This window comes from Streptomyces albus subsp. chlorinus, assembly GCF_013302895.1.
Lineage (GTDB): Bacteria > Actinomycetota > Actinomycetes > Streptomycetales > Streptomycetaceae > Streptomyces > Streptomyces chlorinus.
The window spans coordinates 5,350,877-5,368,705 of sequence record NZ_VJOK01000001.1 but is presented as its reverse complement, the minus strand read 5'-3'; the positions used below and the strand labels follow the sequence as shown (position 1 = coordinate 5,368,705).

The following is a 17,829-nucleotide window of genomic DNA, read 5'->3' as shown; positions in this document are numbered from 1 at the left end:
CACAGCTCAGGCTGCCCACAGGTGCCCCCTCCCAGACGCGGCGGCCGGGCCGCCGCTGCCGCCAAGTGTAAAGAAGAGGTAATGCGATTCAAGGCGGACGGCTTCCGCTCAGGGGCAGCCACGGCGCGCTCACCCGTGCGATGATGTGCGCACCAACTGCATACCGGCCGTTCGAACCCGCGCGGGAGAGTCCCCGGCGCGCAGCGCGAGCCGCACGCCAGGGCGCCGAAGGAGCAAGATCCTCCCTTGAATCTCTCAGGCCCCGTTACCGCACGGGTGAGGCAGATCTGAAAAGCGGACCCCGTCTCGCGCCCCGTGCGGCTGCGGTGGTCCCACCCAAGGTGCAAGCCGCGCTCCGGCCGCTTCGGAGCTGTCGGCGAACCTCTCAGGTTCCGATGACAGATGGGGAGGACATCCGTTGTCACACCCCTCTTCGGAACCGATCCGCACCTGGGAGCCCGAATGACCGAGCCGGCCACCCGCAAGACCGCCCTGGACGCCACGCACCGCGCGCTGGGCGCGACCATGACCGACTTCGCGGGCTGGGACATGCCGCTGCGCTACGGCAGCGAGCGGGAGGAGCACCTGGCCGTGCGCTCCGCCGCCGGCCTGTTCGACCTCTCCCACATGGGGGAGATCACCATCACCGGACCGCAGGCGGGCGAGCTGCTGGACTACGCGCTGGTCGGCAACCTCTCCAAACTGGCCGTCGGCCGTGCCCGCTACACCATGATCTGCGACGAGGACGGCGGCATCCTCGACGACCTGATCGTCTACCGGCTGGGCCAGCAGGACGAGCAGGAGTACATGGTCGTCGCCAACGCGGCGAACGCGCAGACGGTGCTGGACGCGCTGGTCGCGCGGCAGGACGGGTTCGGCGCCGAGGTGCGCGACGACCGCGACAAGTACGCGCTCATCGCCGTCCAGGGCCCGGCCGCCGCGGGCATCCTGAAGAAGCTCACCTCCTACGACGTGGACGGCCTGCGCTACTACGCGGGCGAGCGCGACCTCGTCGCCGGCAAGCCCGCCCTCATCGCCCGTACGGGGTACACGGGCGAGGACGGGTTCGAGCTGTTCGTCTCCCCCCAGGACGCCGTCGAGGTGTGGGAGGCGCTCACCCGGGCGGGAGGGGACGCGAACCTGGTGCCGTGCGGGCTCAGCTGCCGCGACACGCTGCGCCTGGAGGCGGGCATGCCGCTGTACGGGCACGAGCTGTCCACCTCGCTGACCCCCTTCGACGCCGGTCTGGGCAGGACCGTCAAGTTCGAGAAGACCACGAACGAGGGCCGCTTCGTCGGCCGGGACGCCCTCGCGGCGGCGGCCGAGCGCGCCGCGACCGCGCCGCCCCGCAAGCTGGTCGGCCTGGTCGCCGAGGGGCGCCGGGTGCCGCGCGCGGGCTTCGCCGTGCTGGCCGGCGGTGACACCGTGGGCGAGGTCACCTCGGGCGCCCCCTCCCCCACCCTGGGCAAGCCCATCGCCATGGCGTACGTCGAGTCCGCGCACGCCGCGCCGGGGACCCGCCTCGCGGTGGACATCCGCGGCTCCCAGGAGCCCTACGAGGTCGTGGCGCTGCCCTTCTACAAGCGGGGCTGACCCGCCGCCGGCCCCGGCGGCCGCACCGGCGGCCGCGCGGCCGGCCCGGCCGGCCCGTTCCACCTGCCAAGACCGCTTTCCGTCCCACCTCACGCATCCGGGAGAATCGACCCATGAGCAACCCTGAGCAGCTCCGCTACAGCAAGGAGCACGAGTGGCTGTCGGACGCCGAGGACGGCGTCGCGACGGTCGGCATCACCGAGCACGCCGCGAACGCGCTCGGCGACGTCGTCTTCGTCCAGCTCCCCGAGGTCGGGGACACCGTCACCGCGGGTGAGACCTGCGGCGAGCTGGAGTCCACCAAGTCCGTCAGCGACCTCTACTCCCCGGCCTCCGGCGAGGTCACGCAGATCAACCAGGACGTCGTGGACGACCCGGCGCTGGTGAACTCCGCCCCGTTCGAGGGCGGCTGGCTGTTCAAGGTGAAGGTCACCGAGGTGCCGGACGACCTGCTGACGGCCGACGAGTACGCCGCGTTCGCCTCCGGTTCCTGACGCTCCCGCCTCGGGCGACCGAGGCCGCCCGCCCCGCCGCCTTTTTCCCAGGGATGGTTCTTCCATGTCGCTACTGAACGGCTCTCTCCACGAGGTCGACCCCGACGTCGCCGCCGCCGTCGACGCCGAACTCCACCGTCAGCAGTCCACCCTCGAGATGATCGCCTCGGAGAACTTCGCTCCGGTCGCCTCCATGGAGGCACAGGGTTCGGTCCTCACCAACAAGTACGCCGAGGGCTACCCGGGCCGCCGCTACTACGGCGGCTGCGAGTACGTCGACGTGGTCGAGGACCTGGCCAGGGACCGGGTGAAGGCGCTGTTCGGCGCCGAGGCGGCCAATGTGCAGCCGCACTCGGGCGCGCAGGCGAACGCCGCCGCGATGTTCGCCCTCCTCAAGCCGGGCGACACCATCCTGGGCCTGGACCTGGCGCACGGTGGGCACCTCACCCACGGCATGAAGATCAACTTTTCGGGCAAGCTCTACAACGTCGTCGCCTACAAGGTCGACGAGGCCACCAGCCGGATCGACATGGACGAGGTCGAGCGGCTGGCCAAGGAGCACCGCCCGCAGCTGATCATCGCGGGCTGGTCCGCCTACCCGCGCCAGCTCGACTTCGCGGCCTTCCGCCGTGTCGCCGACGAGGTCGGCGCGTACCTCATGGTGGACATGGCGCACTTCGCCGGGCTGGTCGCGGCGGGACTGCACCCGAGCCCGGTGCCGTACGCGGACGTGGTCACCACCACCACGCACAAGACCCTCGGCGGCCCCCGAGGCGGCGTGATCCTGGCGAAGAAGGAGCACGCGAAGAAGATCAACTCCGCGGTCTTCCCCGGCCAGCAGGGCGGTCCGCTGGAGCACGTCATCGCCGCCAAGGCGGTGGCCTTCAAGGTCGCCGCCAGCGACGAGTTCAAGGAGCGCCAGCGCCGCACCCTCGCCGGCGCGCGCATCCTCGCCGAGCGCCTGCTGCGGCAGGACGCGGTGGACGCGGGCGTCTCCGTGCTGTCCGGCGGCACCGACGTGCACCTCGTCCTGGTCGACCTGCGCAACAGCGCGCTGGACGGGCAGCAGGCCGAGGACCGGCTGCACGACATCGGCATCACCGTCAACCGCAACGCGGTCCCCAACGACCCGCGTCCCCCGATGGTGACCTCCGGCCTGCGCATCGGCACGCCCGCGCTGGCCACCCGGGGCTTCCAGGACGAGGACTTCACCGAGGTCGCCGACATCATCGCCGAGGCGCTGCTGCCCGACTTCGACGACGCGAAGGGCAAGGCGCTGGCCGCCCGGGTCTCCGCCCTCGCCGGGAAGCACCCGCTCTACCCCACACTGGGCAAGTAGGGCCCGCGCTCCTGTCCGGCTCCCCCGGCCCGCACGGGGCGGGGAGGGCCGGGCGGGGCGCCCCCGGAGAGCCGGACAGGGGCGATGCCGAGGGCGGGCAGGGCGCCACCCGGAGAGCCGGACAGGGCAACACGCGAGAGCCGGACGGGCCGACTCGCGAGAGCCGGACAGGACAACGCCCGAGGACCACCCCGCCCCGCACGCACCACCCGCCCCACCGCACACCCCACACCGCACACCCCACACCGCAACCAGCACATCCCCCGCGCCCCACAAAGGCAGACGCCCACCAGGGCAAGGAGAGCCGCACCATGGCCATCTCGGTCTTCGACCTCTTCTCCATCGGCATCGGACCGTCAAGTTCCCACACCGTGGGCCCCATGCGCGCCGCCCGCATGTTCGCGCGGCGCCTGAAGAACGAGGGCGCGCTGGCGCACACGGCCTCCGTACGGGCTGAACTCTTCGGCTCGCTGGGCGCGACGGGCCACGGCCACGGCACGCCGAAGGCGGTTCTGCTGGGCCTGGAGGGCGAGTCCCCCCGCACGGTGGACGTCGAGACCGCGGACGAGAAGGTGGCCCGCATCCGGGAGCAGGGCCGGCTGCGGCTGCTCGGCGCCGAGATCGGGGACGCGCACGAGATCGCCTTCGACGAGCGCACCCAGCTGATCCTGCACCGCCGCCGCTCCCTCCCCTACCACGCCAACGGCATGACGCTGTTCGCCTACGACGAGGCGGGCGCACCGCTGCTGGAGAAGACGTACTACTCGGTCGGCGGCGGCTTCGTCGTGGACGAGGACGCGGTCGGCGAGGACCGCATCAAACTGGACGACACCGTGCTGCGCCACCCCTTCCGCACCGGTGACGACCTGCTGCGCCTGACCCGCGAGACGGGCCTGTCGGTCTCCCGGCTGATGCTGGAGAACGAGAAGGCGTGGCGCACGGAGGAGGAGATCCGCGCGGGACTGCTGGAGATCTGGCAGGTCATGCGGGACTGCGTGGCGCGCGGCCTCGCGCAGGAGGGCATCCTCCCCGGCGGACTGAAGGTCCGCCGCCGCGCCGCCACCTCGGCACGGCAACTGCGCGCCGAGGGGCGCGCCGAGGCGCACGCCATGGAGTGGACGACGCTCTACGCGATGGCCGTCAACGAGGAGAACGCGGCCGGCGGCCGGGTGGTGACCGCGCCGACCAACGGCGCGGCCGGCATCATCCCCGCCGTCCTGCACTACGCGCACCACTTCGTCCCCGGCACCGACGACGACGCCGTCGTCCGCTTCCTCCTGGCCGCCGGCGCCATCGGCATGCTCTTCAAGGAGAACGCCTCCATCTCCGGCGCCGAGGTCGGCTGCCAGGGCGAGGTGGGCTCGGCGTGCTCCATGGCGGCGGGGGGCCTCGCCGAGATCCTCGGCGGCAGCCCCGAACAGGTCGAGAACGCCGCCGAGATCGGCATCGAGCACAACCTCGGCCTCACCTGCGACCCGGTCGGCGGGCTCGTGCAGATCCCCTGCATCGAGCGGAACGGCATGGCCGCCGTCAAGGCCGTCACCGCGGCCCGCATGTCCCTGCGCGGCGACGGCCGCCACCACGTCTCCCTCGACAAGGCCATCAAGACCATGCGCGAGACGGGGGCCGACATGAAGGTCAAGTACAAGGAGACCGCGCGGGGCGGGCTCGCGGTGAACGTCATCGAGTGCTGACCGCACCTGCTCCGACCAGGTGATTCATGTCTTCCAGCTCTGTCACGGGCTTGCTCTTCTGTACGGCGGATCGTCCCTGGGAACTCCCTGTGACAGAGCTGAAAGTCCCTGAAAAATCCCTGGGATATCGCCGCCAAGCCGGGTCGGTAATCCGGTCACGGACAGAGCTTCGCGCCACGAAGAGCACGCGTCTCCCGACCACGCCGAAAGCGCTGAGATGTCGCCGATGGCGGGAGGCTCCGTGCGCCAGAACCCCTGAGACGACGAACCGTTGACCTGCGCATCACTAGCACGCAGGCTTTCATGTCGGCTCGAGCCCGCTGATGCCGCAGAGTGGCATCGCGCCTGGCCAGAGCCCATGCATGGATCCAGACATGTCCCGCTCTCGTATCGCACGTCCCTGAGCGTCCCTTCAACCGCCGTCCAATTTGCGGCTGGACAGGACGACGGCACTGCACCGACCGACCGGTTGTCGACCCACTGCACAATGGCCTCCTTGCGCCGTCGAGGGCGGACGCGGGCTCGGACCACGTTCCTCCTGTCTGGCTCGGGACACGCCCAGCTCCGCATGCCTACCTGGCCACCGTGCATCGGGCACAGAAGGTGCATCGTTTTCACTCTGGTTTCTGGTTGCACCACGTCGGCCATCAGCCCAGCGCCGGACGCGGCCGTCCGTCCCGGAGGCGCGGGGTCCACCGGGACCTGGCCGCGTCAAGCACTGCGGCCGGGGAACATCCCCGCAGGCGCGGGGTCCACACCCCGAGAACCCTGATCCAGAGGGGGTCCGCGCTTGATGACGGTCACCGATATCGCGGAGGAGCACGGGGTCAGTCGGCAGACGGTCCACGCCTACCGTCGGCGCGGGATCTTCCCGCAGCCTGTTGAGGGCGAAGGCAGCACGCGTCCTCGGTTCCGTGCCGACGAGGTGGCCGCGTTCTTCTCGGCGAACCCGAAGCGGCCGGGCAAGCGAACCGACCTCGTCTCGCAACCCAGAGGAGAGACTGGCGTGACGAACTACATCCTGACGATGCGTGTCGAAGCGGACTCGGACGTGAGCCCGGAGGAGATCCGCAACGGGATCTACGACGCGCGTGAGTACGTCCCCTTCAGCTTCGAGATCCTCAACGTGGCCGAGGAGCAGCGCGATGGTGACTGACCTGGTGGCGTTCCTGCGGGCGCGGCTCGATGAAGACGAAGCGCTGGCACGATCTGTCCGGTGGGATGGCTCGGAGGCTAGCCTCGAATGGCAGCTGCGTGCATCCGCCGCTGTGGATGTCGGCGGCGACGAGTTCTACGCGGGCGACTGCACTGTGGCCAATCACGTCGTCCGGCACGATCCGGCCCGCGTCCTCACCGAGGTGAATGCCAAGCGCGGTGTTATCGCCCTGGCGTCCCAGGCAACCGAAGAGGCCGCATCGGAGGACTTTCTACTTCGAGTGCCAGCTCAAGCACAGCTCGGCGTTCTCAAGCCGGTGCTGCGCCTGCTCGCACTGCCCTACGCCGATCACCCGGACTACCGAGAGGAATGGCGGCCGTGAGCGCGGGTGGGTCCGAAGGCGTCGTCAGGTGATTAGCAGGCCGGACGCACGCTCGGATAGCTCGCGAGCGGTGGTGTCGTGTGGATACCGGGCCAGGCGTACGCGCATGTCCTCTGCCGCGTCCCGTACCCGCACGGACTGGACTCCTTCGGCGCAGTCCAGGAATTGCGACCAGGCGCTTAGGGCGCCGTCAAAGTCGCCTTGACGGAGGCGGATGTCCCCGAGGTGGCCGAGGACATTTGCCCGGGTGCGGCGCCGGTCGAGTCCGTATGTCTCCGTCGCGTGCTGCACGTGTTCTTGCGCGGCGGTCAGGTCGCCCATCTTCGCCAGGATCATGCCCGACGCGTAGGCCCAGCGTCCGATCGTGAAGTGGGACGACCAAGATTCGCCGGGAGGTGCGCTGGCGGTGCTCTCGATGTGAGTCTGGGAGGCGGACAGCGCCTTAGTCGCAGCGGCGCGGTCGCCGTCGAGGGCCGCGGCTTCTGCGTAGGTGGACTCGTAGTAAGCGCGGGCCCGTGGGTCGTTCAAGTGCTTCGTATAGCTCATGGCCTTCTCGGCGAGCGCATACGATTCGGCTCGTCGCCGGGGGCCGAGGGCGATGGACTGAATGGCCAGGCCGCGCAGGGCGGTTGCGGCGAGTTCGGGTTCCCGGGCTTCGTCGGCGAGGCGCCAGGCGTGTGCGTAGTAGTGGCGGGTGAGGTCCTGGTGGCGCTTGTCGTCTCCTTCATCTTGCGACATCCAGCCGATTAGATGGACGAGTTGGGAAGTGGCGGCGTACAGGGCGCGCCCGGTGGGCTTCGCTGTAGCGACCGTTGAGCCAAGGGCCGGCGTTCTGGGTGAGGTAGCGGACGGCAAGGTGTTTGACGTGCCCGCCTCCGTATTCGGCAGCGTTGTCGCCCAGCGTCTTGACCATGGTCTTGATGGCCTGTACTTCCCCTTTGCCGACTCGTATCGCGTCAGCGGGAGCTGAGCGGCACCGGCGGGTGACGGCGTCGGCGTCGGGGATGCCGAGAAACGACAGTGCGCCGCCTGAAGCGGCCAGGAAAGTCCGACGGTTCACATCGCTCCTTCCAAGGGCCAGGACTGAGGCCACGGTATCCATGGCCGGAGCCGCTTGCGTGCCGGAACCGAGGTCCGGCAGCTCAACCCCTAAGACACCCGTCACCGCGGGGAGCCACAACTGCCCCGGTGCCCTTTCTCCAGCCAGCAGTTTCCGTGCGTACTGACGTGACATGCCCCGTGGTCCCCGCCCGGCGGCAACACCGAGTTCCCGGGCAAGCTTGGATGGGCCCCAACCGCGCTCCGCACAGGCTTGGCGGATCAGCTCCGCCATCCCCTCCGACTCCGTCACCGTCCCCCCTCTCTGGGTTACAGAGGGCTACGCAGGGTTACATGGTGGGGCCTATTGCCGCCTGCTGTCAGCTAGTTGACTCCACTTCACGCCGCCGGAAGCAGTCCCGTAGGGCGCTTCGATCCACCGGCGCGTGGAGGACACGGGTCCCGTACTTCCGTACCAGCCAGGGCCCGGCCTTCGCTCTCCCACCTACCGCAAGGGAGGCAACGTGAGTGCCACGTATCTGTCAGAGGTAGCCAACCGGACCGTTCTGGTGACCGGAGGAGCTGGCCTGGTCGGGAGTCGCATCACGGCCCAGCTCGCGCAATTGGGCGCCCGCCCGCGTGTGTTGTGCACGCTGGATGCGTATCCCCGCCACACCTACCGCGACGTGTTCGGGATCGACCCTACCGACCCGAACGTCATCGTCGCCAACATCCAGAAGCCGGACGTCGTGAGGGAGGCGGTGGCCGAATCCGACTACGTGATCCACGCCGCCGCCCTCGCCGACGTCGCCGCCTGCACCCGCACGCCCACGGCAGCGATTCACACCAACATCACCGGCACCCAAGTGCTGCTCGATGCCGTGGCCGCCTGCGACCGGGTCCGCCGCCTCGTCTTCGTCTCCTCGGCCAGCGTCTACGGCAACGGTAACCCGGAGGACTGGGCACGCCCGTGCGAGGAATACCGGACCGTGCGCAAGCTGCTGGAATCCGTCTACGGGCGGGTCCCGCCGCAGTTCCACGAGCAAACGCCACTGCGGCCGATGTCGGTCTATGCCAACACCAAGGCGTGGGGCGAGACGCAGACCGCTCTCACGCTGGGCGCCGTGGACACCTCATACACGGTCGTGCGGTACTTCTCCGTCTACGGAGAGCCGCAGGTCATCAAGGAGAACAGCCACTCGTGGGTCGTGGCCTGGTTCGCCACCCGCGCCGTTCTGGGGCTGCCCCTGTACCTCAATGGCGGCGGCCACCAGGTCCGGGATCTGGTCCACGTCGAGGACATCGCCGCCGCCACCGTGCGGGCCCTTGTCGCCCCGCGGGCCCACAATGAGACGGTCAACATCGGAACCGGCACCCCCACCAGCATCCGCACCGTGGCCGAGCTGGTCGCCGAGCAGTACCCAGGCACGCGGTTCGTGGAGACGCCGATGCCACCCGGTGACCTGCTCGGCGGCTACGCGTCCACCCACCGCATGGAAACGGTGCTCGGCTGGCGGCCCACGATCACCGTCAAGGACGGAGTGGCCCGCTACGCGGACTGGCTGGACAAGACGCCCGAGGCGATCCCCGCGTGGCTGCGAGCCGAGTCCGAGGCTGCGACCGCCTGATCAGATGACCGGAGGCCGGCCGAGGCGGGTCATGCGCCACACCGTCGCCCACCGCATCGGCCGGCGGGGCGGACAGGGGGTGCGCACTCCTTCGGCGAAACCGCCCCACCACGCCCGCAGCCCGCCCCACGAGCGGGTGCGGGCGAGGGTGAGGAGCGTCCAGGTGCCCAGGTAGGCGGGGACGAGGGGCAGCGGGAGGTGGCGCTTGGCGAGCCACACCCGGTTGCGTGCCACCATGCGGTGGAAGACCGCGTGGCGGGTCGGTGACGTCCACGGATGCTGGAGCACCAGCTCCGGCTCGTAGAGCACCTTCCAACCCGCGTCCAGGGCCCGCCACGCGAGGTCCGTCTCCTCGTGGGCGTAGAAGAAGGCGTCCGGCCAGCCGCCGATCTCCTCCAACATCCGCATCGACAGCCCATGCCCACCTCCGAGGAACGTGGTGACCGGTCCGCCCCGCATCGGGTCGCCTGCGCGCAGCCGCGGCACGTGCCGGCGCTGGGTGCGGCCCCGCTCGTCGGCGATGCGGAAGCTGACGACGCCCAGCCGCTCGTCGCGCTCGTACAGCTCGACGAGCCGGGTGAAGACGTCCGGGCTGATCAGCAACCCGTCGTCGTCCAGGTCCACCACCACATCGACGTCCCCGAAGGCCGCCAGCCGGGTCAAGGCGGCGTTCCGGCCGCCAGCTACGCCCAGATTCTCCGGCAATTCCAGGCCGGTAACCCCCTCCGGGAGCGTTGGCAACGGCGCCCCGTTCCCCACCACCACCACCCGCTGAGCAGGCGTCTCCTGCACGGCGACCGACTCCAGCAGTTCCATCAGCTCGGCAGGCCGGTTGCCCATCGTCAGGATGGCGACGCCGATTCGCGGGTGATTCACAGATGAACGCTCCGTCCCTTGGGGCTTACGCAGATGCTAACGACCCGGGGACGGGACCCGACCCCCTCAAAGGAGGTTGTTCATGCCTCAGCTACGAATCGGCGACTACATCACCATGCCCGGCTCCGGGCTACTTACCGGCACTCCGTACACCGACCTAGAGCAGGCCGACCTTGCCCAATTCCTGGCGACCTGGGAGGAGTGGCACCACCAAGCGCTCAGTGTGCTCCGGCACCGCATCCATCCGACAGCCGAGATCCACCGCACAGCACTCATCGGGGATGATGTGATCATCGGCCCCGGCGTCCGCGTGTGGGAGTTCTCAACGGTACGGGCCGGATCTGTACTCGGCGCAGGCGTCAGCGTCGGCTTCAACTGCGAGGTCACCCGCGCCTTCGTGGGCGACGGAACCGTACTCGGGCACCGGATCGGCCTCAACCGCACCCTCGTCGGCGCCAGGGCTCACCTATCGGCGAACGTGACGGCCGCAGCCATCAGCTTGTGGAGCCCCCGCCTGAGTCGGCCTGAGCGCGAGATCCGTTTCCGGGTACCAGGAGGGATCTATCGCTGCGGCACGCCACGCTTCGGCGTGCTCCTCGGCGACGGTGTCCAGACCGGCAACAACATCAGCCTCGGCCCCGGCCTGGCAGTCGGCCGTGACTGTCGCATCGCGAGCGGCGTAACCCTAGCTGGGCGCACCTTGCCCGAGCGCAGCATCGTGACCGCGCCCCACACCGCCGAAACGCACGTGCGACGCAGTCGGTAAGCCGTGCTCCGTGGTGTAGAGCGCCGCGCCAAAGGAGGCATGGCCGCCAGCGACGGCATTCTGACCGCCCGTGGCGTGCGCCGTGCCGCCGAACTGGACGAGCGGGCCGTCACCTTCCTCGTCGACAACGCGTAAAAAGTGCACCGTCCGCAGACATGGCCCGCAATGACACAGCCCCGTCTGGATACTTCCGAGCGGGGCTGCGTCGTGTCTGACGATCAGGCGTCCTGGCGAGATGCCACTTCCGCACTCAGCGCTGAGACGAACGCGGCGCGTCTGCCAGCGTCATGCCGCTCGACGGCGGGCCCGCTCGCGGCGCTTGGCATCCCCCCCGCCGAGCCCGTTGCTCCGCCGCGTCCAACGCCGCTCGCAGCTCGACCAGGGAGCATCCCCGCAGGCGCGGGGTCGACACTTGCTGACCATAGCGTTTGTAGTGACGGGCAAGCATTTTCCTTCAGTTCGTTTACGAGACAGGACCTCCTGCTCCGATTCACGAGCCGGTTAACCCCGAAACTGACTCGTACGTCGCCCTTACGCTCCCGCCGGGCCATCTTGAGCTGGCCGCCGCAGACCGAGCACACTGCAACAAGTCGAAGCCGACGGTGTGCGGGGCGGTATAACGCCGCAGTTGAGGTCACCTTGACCACCCGGGAATGAGCGCGTGGCCGCTTCGATTCCTGCCTGTCAGTAATCCTGCTGAAGCGGGGAGGAGTACATGGTCGACCTGAAGGTATTCCGGGTCAGAGGTGGTCAAGCGACGGAGATACCGGGTGCGTCGGTGCCGGTGGAGCGTCAGCTGCAGTCGCTGATCGAGGCGAGCATGGAGGCGACTCGGCATCCGGCTCCTGGCCACGGAGTACCGGACTGGTCGGCACCTGGGTCGGGTCGAGTCGCTCGGGCTGGATGAGAGCGGCACTCCGGTGATCGTCGAGTACAAGCGGTCGCGGGATCAGAACGTCATCAATCAGACGCTCTCCTGTCTGGTGTCGCTGCGGGATCACCATCATGAGTTCGAGCGGCTGGTCGCCGACCGACTCGGTGAGCGGACGTCTCCGGGCCGGAGACCCCTCCCGGTACCGCTCTGCTGATCGGCGCCGCCCTCGCAACTGGCGCGCGGATCGCGGCGGTCCACCTGCGCCCGTCGTATACCCACGCCTCCGGCCGCGAGCCGAACTGGCGCAACCTCACGATCCAGTACGCCGTCCACGCTCACCTCGACGACACGGAGGCTGTGCAGGCATGGCTGGCGATGCGAACCTCGACGAGATGGCCACCGTCCACGACACACTCGTCCTCGAACGCCCAGACGGGGTGGGCAAGAGCACGCTCGCGGAGCGCTTATCAGCGCAGCACGGCTTCCAGGTGATCCATTCTCACCGGACGCCTGATCATCTCGACCTGGCCACCCGGTACCGCGAACTCCTCGACCGTGCAGGCCGCATCCTCTTCGACCGCTGCTTCGTCAGTGATCAGGAGTCGGCCGCGGTGAAGGTACATGGAGACCGCGCGGGGCGGGCTCGCGGTGAACGTCATCGAGTGCTGAGCGCCCGGGGCCCTCTCCGGGCGCACGCGCGTCACCGCCAGGTGACCCGTCCCCGCCCGAGTCCGCGCGGGCGGGGACGTCCTCACCGTCGCGCAGCCGCGGGCCCGCCCCCTCTCCCGCGGCGGCGGAACACGACGAGGTTGGCCGCCAGTGTCGCGGCGACGGCCAGGCCCATGCCCAGCACCGCGGGCCCCACGCCGAGCGCGGGCGCGGCCAGGGCCAGGGCCGACACCACGAGTGCGCCGGCCACGACCAGCAGGCCGTGTCCGACGGCGCCGGTGCCGGCCGCGCGGTGCAGGACGCCCAGCAGCAGGAGCACGGCGACCACGGGTACCGCCACGGTGAGGGCGGCGGCCCGCTCGGACAGGTGGGCGTGGTGCTCGGCGGCGTCCAGTGCCGTCTCCAGCCCGGCACCGAGCGCGGCCAGGGCGGCGAAGACCCCGTAGTGCCCGTAACCCCACACCAGGGCGATCCGCAGGCTGGTCAGTCCGGCGCCGCCGCCGGTGAAGTAGATCCACCACAGGGCGAGGACGAGCAGCAGCCCGCCGGCGGCGATCAGCACGATGGCGGCGGACAGGCCGTGTCCTGTCACCGCCGACCGCACGGCCGCGAGGCTGGCGAGGATGACCTCGCCGAGCACGATGATGGTGAACAGGCCGTACCGTTCGGCGATGTGGCCGGGGTGCCAACTGGTCGCGCCGCCCCGGTGTTCCGCCCAGGCGGGCACCGCGAGTTCGGCCGCCACCAGGACCACGAAGGTGGCCGGGGCCCCCGCGCCCGTGCTCCACAGCCGGGCGACCCACCCGGCTTGTACGACGGCGATGCCCGCCGCGTACCGCAGCGCGGTCCGGCGGCCCTCCGGGTGCTCGGCCGCGGCCCGCAGCCACTGGGTGAGCAGCGCCAGGCGCATGACGACGTACCCCGCGACGACGGTCGCGAAGTCCCCGTCGAACGCCGCCCGCACCCCCGTGGCCAGCACCAGGACCCCGGCCATCTGCACCAGCGTCAGCGCCCGGTAGGGCACGTCGTCGGTGTCGTAGGCGGAGGCGAACCAGGTGAAGTTCATCCAGGCCCACCAGATCGCGAAGAAGACGGCGGCGTACCCCGCCAGGCCGCTGCCGAAGTGGCCCTCGGCCAGGGCGTGGTGGAGCTGCACGGCGGCCTGCGAGACGGCGGCCACGAACGTCAGGTCGAACAGAAGCTCCAGCGGTGTCGAGGCGCGGTGCTCCTCGCCCGGATCGCGCCCGCGCATCACCCGCCGCAGCGGTCCGCCCCGCTCCACCGCACTGTCACCGCCGCTGCTCATCCGGCCTCCTTCGCGTGCCGGGCCCGGCCGGCCCCGGAGCAGAGGGTTGGGTCCCGTGGCGGTGCCGGGCAATGCCCGCGGGCCGGCCGGGGCGCGGCGGGGTCAGCGGGTGGTGTAGCCGCCGTTGGCGAACAGCGTCTGGCCGGTGATCCACCAGCCCTCGGTGGCCAGGAACCGGATCAGGGGGACGATGTCCTCGATACGGGTGAGCTGGTCGCCCATGGCCTGCGAGGCGTGGAACCGAGCCCGCTCCGGCGTCTCCTGCGGGTAGAAGAACGGTGTGTCCATCGGTCCCGGGGCCACCACGTTCACCGAGATGAACCGGTCGGCGAACTCCTTGGCCGCCGCCCGGGTGAAGTGCTCCAGCGGTGCCTTGCCGCCCGCGTACGTGGAGTAGCCGTCCGTGAAGGCCGCCAGCAGGGACGTGCCCAGGCTGATGATCCGGCCGTGGTCGTTGAGGCGCCGCCCGGCCTCCTGGAGGAAGAAGTACCCCGCCTTGGCGTTGATTCCGAACATGCGGTCGTATTCGTCCTCGGTGGTCTCCAGGATCGGCTTGCGCAGCACCATCCCGGTGGTGTTGACCGCGACATCGACGCCGCCGTAGGTGTCCACCGCGGTCTCGAACAGCCGCCGCACGTCCGTGACCCTCGTCAGATCCCCCTGCACGGACACGGCCTTCCCGCCGCCGTCCTGGATGGCCCGGACGGTCTCCTCGGCCTCCTTCTCCGAGGTGTGGTAATGCACCACGATCCTCGCCCCGTCCTCGGCGAACGTCCTGCTGATCAGAGCGCCCAGGTTCTTCTCGCCCCCGCCGATGACGGCCACCTTGTCGCGCAGCGTGGTGTCGGCCATGCCCAGCACCTCCTTGGAGGGTGATCCGTGCGGTGGTCGCTTCCTCCTACCTAAGCGGATATTCCGGACATGAGCCACCGGGGCCGCCGCGCAGCCCACAACAGGGCAATCGGGTACGTGACGCGGGCGGACGTGTCCGGGGACCGGCGTCCGGGGCACAGCCGGCGCCGGCTCCAGCACCCCTGCCGCACCACGGGGTTCCACCAGCACCGCCCAGTGCGCCGACAACGAGGTCAGACCCTTCGGCGAGCAGGAGGGGAGCAGGGAGGACGACACTCCCGGGGTGGGTGACTGTCCCGGTTCGACGCGCTGAGCCCCGCACGGCCGTGAGCTGCTACGTTGCACCCAGGCGAACGTATGTGCGGAGGTCATGCCGTGATCGGGCTGGGAGCGATAGCGGGGATCGCGGTGGTGGAACTCGGCATGGTGCTGACACCGGGACCGAACATGGTCTACCTGGTCTCCCGCTCGATCGCCCAGGGCCGCCGGGCGGGGCTGGTCTCGCCGGCCGGGGTCGCCCTCGGCTTCCTGGTCTACCTCGTCGCGGTGTCCGCCGGTATCGCCACGGTCTTCGCGCTGGTACCGGAGATCTACCTGGCGATCAAGCTGGCGGGAGCGGGCTATCTGCTCTGGCTGGCCTGGAAGGCCGTCCGGCCGGGCGGCCGGTCCGCCTTCGCGCCCCAGGAACTGGCACCGGACGGGGACCGCAAGCTCTTCCTGATGGGCCTCCTCACCTGCGTGCTCAACCCCAAGGTGGCCATCCTCTACATCTCGCTGCTGCCGCGGTTCGTCGACCCGGAACGCGGCGATGTCGGCCTCCAGGGGCTGTTGCTGGGGGCTCACCCAGATCGCGGTCGGAGTCGCGGGCAACGCGTTCTTCATCGTGATAGCCGGCTCCGTCGCCGGATTCTTCGCCCGCCACCCGCTCTGGCAGAGCGTGCACCGCTATGTGAGGGGCACCGCGCTGGCCGGCTTCGCCGTCCGGATGGCCACCGAACGCAACGGCGCGGTGGCCGCCCTGCGCTGAGTCCGGCCACATCCGAGGGTTGAGGGGGCGGGGCGGGGGAAGCGTTCTTCACCCGCCCCGCCCCCTCGCGTCGCATGGGGGTCGTACGGAACCGGTCCCTTCCCCAGGTCGGTGGGGGGTGGAAGTGGCGGAGGCGGAGGCTGTGGTGCTTCCCGCGCTCTCCGCACTGCCCGGGTGACAGCTTCCGTCGGTGGTGCAGCAGAACGAGGTGCCCGCGGTCCGGTCCACGAGCGTTTCCGGCATGGGGATTGCTCTCCGAGAAGCTTGTCCGGCACCTCGATACATACCCCGCGCGGTAGGTCGGCACTGACGGCGTGTACCCCCTCCCCCTGTCCATCGCAAATCGTCCTCCGACTTGACTTCTTACCCCCCGGGGGTATGTTCCTCGTGTGGCCCGCAGGGGGCCGTACCGCGCAGGGACAGGGAGCCACCATGAACACCGCAGGAAAGATCGCCGTCTTCACCGCCGTGCTCGCCGCCACCTTCTCCGGCGCGTACGGCATCGGCGCGGCCGTCGACCCGATCACCTCGCCGCAGGCGAGCGGCCACGGCGATCACGGCGGCCAGGATGCGCGCGGGAAGCCGGGCGCCGCGGAGCACGGCGGAGCCCAGGAGCCGCCCGGCGGCCTCCAGAGTGCGGAGCGCGGTTACCGGCTCGACCTGCGCACCCCGCGGCTGACCGCAGGCAAGAGCGGGGAGCTGCGCTTCGTGGTGCGCGACAAGGAGGGCGACGCCGTCGTCTCCTACAAGAAGGAGCACGAGAAGGAGCTGCACCTGGTACTCGCCTCGCGCGATCTGGCCACCTACCGCCATCTGCACCCCGAGCGCGACAAGAGCGGGGAGTGGAGCCTGCGCACCGAGCTGCCGCGCGCCGGGGACTACCGGCTCTTCGCCGACTTCGTCCCGCGCGGCACCTCCGAGGGCGTCACCCTCGGCACCGACCTCGCCGTCTCGGGGACGTACGAGCCCGAGGAGCTGCCGGAGCCCGCCCCCACCGCCACCGTCGAGGACGGATACCGGGTGTCCCTGGACGGGAAGCTCACACCGGGGTCCGCGCGGGAGCTGAGGCTGAAGGTGTCGCGCGACGGCAAGCCTGTCACCGATCTCCAGCCCTACCTCGGCGCCTACGGGCACCTGGTGGCGCTGCGCGCCGGTGACCTGGGGTACCTGCACGTCCACCCCAACGGCACGCCGGGCGACGGGAGGACCAAGGCCGGGCCGGGCGTCTCGTTCACCACCACCGCGCCGAGCGAGGGCAGCTACCGCCTCTTCCTCGACTTCAAGCACGAGGGCAAGGTCCGCACCGCGGCCTTCACCGTGCGAGCGGGCGCCGGAAAGGACGGTGCCGCACCGGCTTCCCCGCCCGCACACCACCAGCACTGAACCGAAGTCACCATCGGAAGGACGAGCATGGCACCGCGCGCGGACGCGCTCCGCAGGACCCTCGCGCACCCCGTCGTCCGCGTCGTCCGCGCGGCGAGCGCGGCGCTGCTCCGGGCGGTGGCCACTCGCCTGGAGCAGTCCGCCGGGACCGGCGGAACGGGCGGAAGCGGCGGCACGGGCGGCACCGCACGCGCTAACGGCTGCCCAGGACGCGGCCGTTGACGGCCTCCGCTACGGGTGCACCACGGCGTCCCGACCCCGTTCGACCCCCGGCGCTCCCCCGGTCCCTACGATGGGCGCCGTGAACCGGAACGAGCACCGCCCGACCCCGCAGCGAGCGCTGTGGGCGCGCGCCGTGCTCGTCGCCCTGCTCCTGGCGGGGCTGCTGGGCATGCACGGTCTGGGTTCCGTCCCCGCGCCCGGTGACGCCGGGCACCACGGCACCGTGCGCGCGGCCCAGCACCGGATGACCACGAGCGACCGGGCACAGGATCGGGCGTGCCACGGCGGCGTCCCGGCGCGGCACAGCGCGCACGCCGACGATCTGTGCGTGGCCGCCGGGACCTCCGGTGCCCCGGCGCTGCCGGCCCTGGCCGTCTCGCCGCTCCCCCTGGCCGGCCCGCCCCCTCGGCGGCAGGTCTCGGCCCCCCGTGAGGCGGAGGGCGGACGGGCGCCACCGTCCCTGTCGGAACTCCAGCTCCTGCGGATATAGACGCCGCCCGCGCCGCGCGGGCCCTCCTTTCGGGGAACGG

The 17,829-nt window shown here is 70.4% G+C and carries 18 protein-coding genes and 1 riboswitch; of the genes, 12 read left to right on the top strand and 6 right to left on the bottom strand.

Translation table 11 applies throughout. From position 1 onward, the window contains the following. Positions 1-172: 172 nt before the first annotated feature. Positions 173-281, top strand: a riboswitch (glycine riboswitch). Positions 282-462: 181 nt separating this feature from the next. The 6 genes from gcvT to FM076_RS23580 all read left to right on the top strand — a co-directional run bounded on the left by gcvT (position 463) and on the right by FM076_RS23580 (position 6,658). Further along, on the top strand, positions 463-1,593 hold the full coding sequence (gcvT, locus tag FM076_RS23605) for a glycine cleavage system aminomethyltransferase GcvT (protein WP_173872947.1): 1,131 nt from the start codon (positions 463-465) through the stop codon (positions 1,591-1,593). A gap of 113 nt (positions 1,594-1,706) precedes the next feature. Next, entirely contained in the window at positions 1,707-2,087 is a 381-nt protein-coding gene (gene gcvH / locus FM076_RS23600; protein ID WP_173872946.1) for a glycine cleavage system protein GcvH, read from the top strand. 64 nt (positions 2,088-2,151) lie between these two features. After that, positions 2,152-3,426, top strand: a complete 1,275-nt coding sequence (glyA, locus tag FM076_RS23595; protein WP_173872945.1) for a serine hydroxymethyltransferase — start codon at positions 2,152-2,154, stop codon at positions 3,424-3,426. A gap of 311 nt (positions 3,427-3,737) precedes the next feature. After that, positions 3,738-5,120, top strand: coding sequence for an L-serine ammonia-lyase (locus FM076_RS23590; RefSeq protein ID WP_173872944.1), 1,383 nt, complete (start codon positions 3,738-3,740; stop codon positions 5,118-5,120). 793 nt (positions 5,121-5,913) lie between these two features. Then, positions 5,914-6,276: a helix-turn-helix transcriptional regulator gene (locus FM076_RS23585; protein ID WP_173872943.1), complete on the top strand. Its 363-nt coding sequence runs from the start codon at positions 5,914-5,916 to the stop codon at positions 6,274-6,276. Next, a complete protein-coding gene (locus tag FM076_RS23580) occupies positions 6,266-6,658 on the top strand; it encodes a DUF6221 family protein (protein WP_173872942.1) in 393 nt (130 codons plus the stop codon). Before FM076_RS23585 ends, FM076_RS23580 begins: the two co-directional genes overlap by 11 nt. Positions 6,659-6,682: 24 nt before the next feature. Here FM076_RS23580 and FM076_RS35070 read toward each other — a convergent pair whose 3' ends face one another. Next, a complete protein-coding gene (locus FM076_RS35070) occupies positions 6,683-7,396 on the bottom strand; it encodes a hypothetical protein (protein ID WP_345945185.1) in 714 nt (237 codons plus the stop codon). Next, positions 7,383-7,991 carry a helix-turn-helix domain-containing protein gene (locus FM076_RS35065; protein WP_345945184.1) on the bottom strand — a complete coding sequence of 203 codons (609 nt, stop codon included), beginning with the start codon at positions 7,989-7,991 and terminating at the stop codon, positions 7,383-7,385. The genes FM076_RS35070 and FM076_RS35065 overlap by 14 nt, the downstream gene beginning before the upstream one ends. A gap of 229 nt (positions 7,992-8,220) precedes the next feature. Here FM076_RS35065 and FM076_RS23570 point away from each other — a divergent pair, with 229 nt between their 5' ends. Next, positions 8,221-9,324 (top strand): NAD-dependent epimerase/dehydratase family protein, encoded by a 1,104-nt coding sequence (locus tag FM076_RS23570; protein ID WP_173872941.1) that lies wholly within the window; start codon positions 8,221-8,223, stop codon positions 9,322-9,324. Here FM076_RS23570 and FM076_RS23565 read toward each other — a convergent pair whose 3' ends face one another. Continuing rightward, positions 9,325-10,200: a glycosyltransferase gene (locus FM076_RS23565; protein WP_173872940.1), complete on the bottom strand. Its 876-nt coding sequence runs from the start codon at positions 10,198-10,200 to the stop codon at positions 9,325-9,327. 82 nt (positions 10,201-10,282) lie between these two features. Between FM076_RS23565 and FM076_RS23560 the strand changes: the two genes are divergently transcribed. Next, positions 10,283-10,966, top strand: a complete 684-nt coding sequence (locus FM076_RS23560; RefSeq protein WP_173872939.1) for a transferase — start codon at positions 10,283-10,285, stop codon at positions 10,964-10,966. A 1,341-nt stretch (positions 10,967-12,307) separates the two neighbouring features. On the opposite strand, the gene FM076_RS23555 is transcribed toward FM076_RS23560, so the two are convergent. From FM076_RS23555 to FM076_RS23545, 3 genes are all read right to left on the bottom strand, one after another. Next, on the bottom strand, positions 12,308-12,499 hold the full coding sequence (locus FM076_RS23555) for a hypothetical protein (protein ID WP_173872938.1): 192 nt from the start codon (positions 12,497-12,499) through the stop codon (positions 12,308-12,310). A 92-nt stretch (positions 12,500-12,591) separates the two neighbouring features. Continuing rightward, positions 12,592-13,815: a low temperature requirement protein A gene (locus tag FM076_RS23550; protein WP_243274615.1), complete on the bottom strand. Its 1,224-nt coding sequence runs from the start codon at positions 13,813-13,815 to the stop codon at positions 12,592-12,594. A 102-nt stretch (positions 13,816-13,917) separates the two neighbouring features. Next, on the bottom strand, positions 13,918-14,667 hold the full coding sequence (locus tag FM076_RS23545; RefSeq protein WP_173872937.1) for an SDR family oxidoreductase: 750 nt from the start codon (positions 14,665-14,667) through the stop codon (positions 13,918-13,920). Between the two features lie 375 nt (positions 14,668-15,042). Here FM076_RS23545 and FM076_RS23540 point away from each other — a divergent pair, with 375 nt between their 5' ends. The 4 genes from FM076_RS23540 to FM076_RS23525 all read left to right on the top strand — a co-directional run bounded on the left by FM076_RS23540 (position 15,043) and on the right by FM076_RS23525 (position 17,789). Then, positions 15,043-15,717 (top strand): LysE family translocator, encoded by a 675-nt coding sequence (locus tag FM076_RS23540; RefSeq protein WP_428814986.1) that lies wholly within the window; start codon positions 15,043-15,045, stop codon positions 15,715-15,717. A gap of 409 nt (positions 15,718-16,126) precedes the next feature. Then, a complete protein-coding gene (locus FM076_RS23535; protein ID WP_173872936.1) occupies positions 16,127-17,077 on the top strand; it encodes a hypothetical protein in 951 nt (316 codons plus the stop codon). A gap of 27 nt (positions 17,078-17,104) precedes the next feature. Further along, positions 17,105-17,299 (top strand): hypothetical protein, encoded by a 195-nt coding sequence (locus FM076_RS23530; RefSeq protein ID WP_173872935.1) that lies wholly within the window; start codon positions 17,105-17,107, stop codon positions 17,297-17,299. Positions 17,300-17,378: 79 nt separating this feature from the next. Beyond that, a complete protein-coding gene (locus tag FM076_RS23525; RefSeq protein WP_173872934.1) occupies positions 17,379-17,789 on the top strand; it encodes a DUF6153 family protein in 411 nt (136 codons plus the stop codon). The last annotated feature ends 40 nt before the right edge of the window (positions 17,790-17,829 follow it).

Excerpts from the sequence above, each read along its gene's own strand:
- FM076_RS23555 (WP_173872938.1), bottom strand. The coding sequence starts at position 12,499 with ATGACGTTCACCGCGAGCCCGCCCCGCGCGGTCTCCATGTACCTTCAC.
- FM076_RS23550 (WP_243274615.1), bottom strand. The coding sequence starts at position 13,815 with ATGAGCAGCGGCGGTGACAGTGCGGTGGAGCGGGGCGGACCGCTGCGG.
- FM076_RS23560 (WP_173872939.1), top strand. The coding sequence starts at position 10,283 with ATGCCTCAGCTACGAATCGGCGACTACATCACCATGCCCGGCTCCGGG.
- FM076_RS23590 (WP_173872944.1), top strand. The coding sequence starts at position 3,738 with ATGGCCATCTCGGTCTTCGACCTCTTCTCCATCGGCATCGGACCGTCA.
- FM076_RS35065 (WP_345945184.1), bottom strand. The coding sequence starts at position 7,991 with ATGGCGGAGCTGATCCGCCAAGCCTGTGCGGAGCGCGGTTGGGGCCCA.
- gcvH (WP_173872946.1), top strand. The coding sequence starts at position 1,707 with ATGAGCAACCCTGAGCAGCTCCGCTACAGCAAGGAGCACGAGTGGCTG.
- FM076_RS23545 (WP_173872937.1), bottom strand. The coding sequence starts at position 14,667 with ATGGCCGACACCACGCTGCGCGACAAGGTGGCCGTCATCGGCGGGGGC.
- FM076_RS23580 (WP_173872942.1), top strand. The coding sequence starts at position 6,266 with ATGGTGACTGACCTGGTGGCGTTCCTGCGGGCGCGGCTCGATGAAGAC.
- FM076_RS23535 (WP_173872936.1), top strand. The coding sequence starts at position 16,127 with ATGAACACCGCAGGAAAGATCGCCGTCTTCACCGCCGTGCTCGCCGCC.
- FM076_RS23530 (WP_173872935.1), top strand. The coding sequence starts at position 17,105 with ATGGCACCGCGCGCGGACGCGCTCCGCAGGACCCTCGCGCACCCCGTC.
- FM076_RS23585 (WP_173872943.1), top strand. The coding sequence starts at position 5,914 with ATGACGGTCACCGATATCGCGGAGGAGCACGGGGTCAGTCGGCAGACG.
- gcvT (WP_173872947.1), top strand. The coding sequence starts at position 463 with ATGACCGAGCCGGCCACCCGCAAGACCGCCCTGGACGCCACGCACCGC.
- glyA (WP_173872945.1), top strand. The coding sequence starts at position 2,152 with ATGTCGCTACTGAACGGCTCTCTCCACGAGGTCGACCCCGACGTCGCC.
- FM076_RS35070 (WP_345945185.1), bottom strand. The coding sequence starts at position 7,396 with ATGTCGCAAGATGAAGGAGACGACAAGCGCCACCAGGACCTCACCCGC.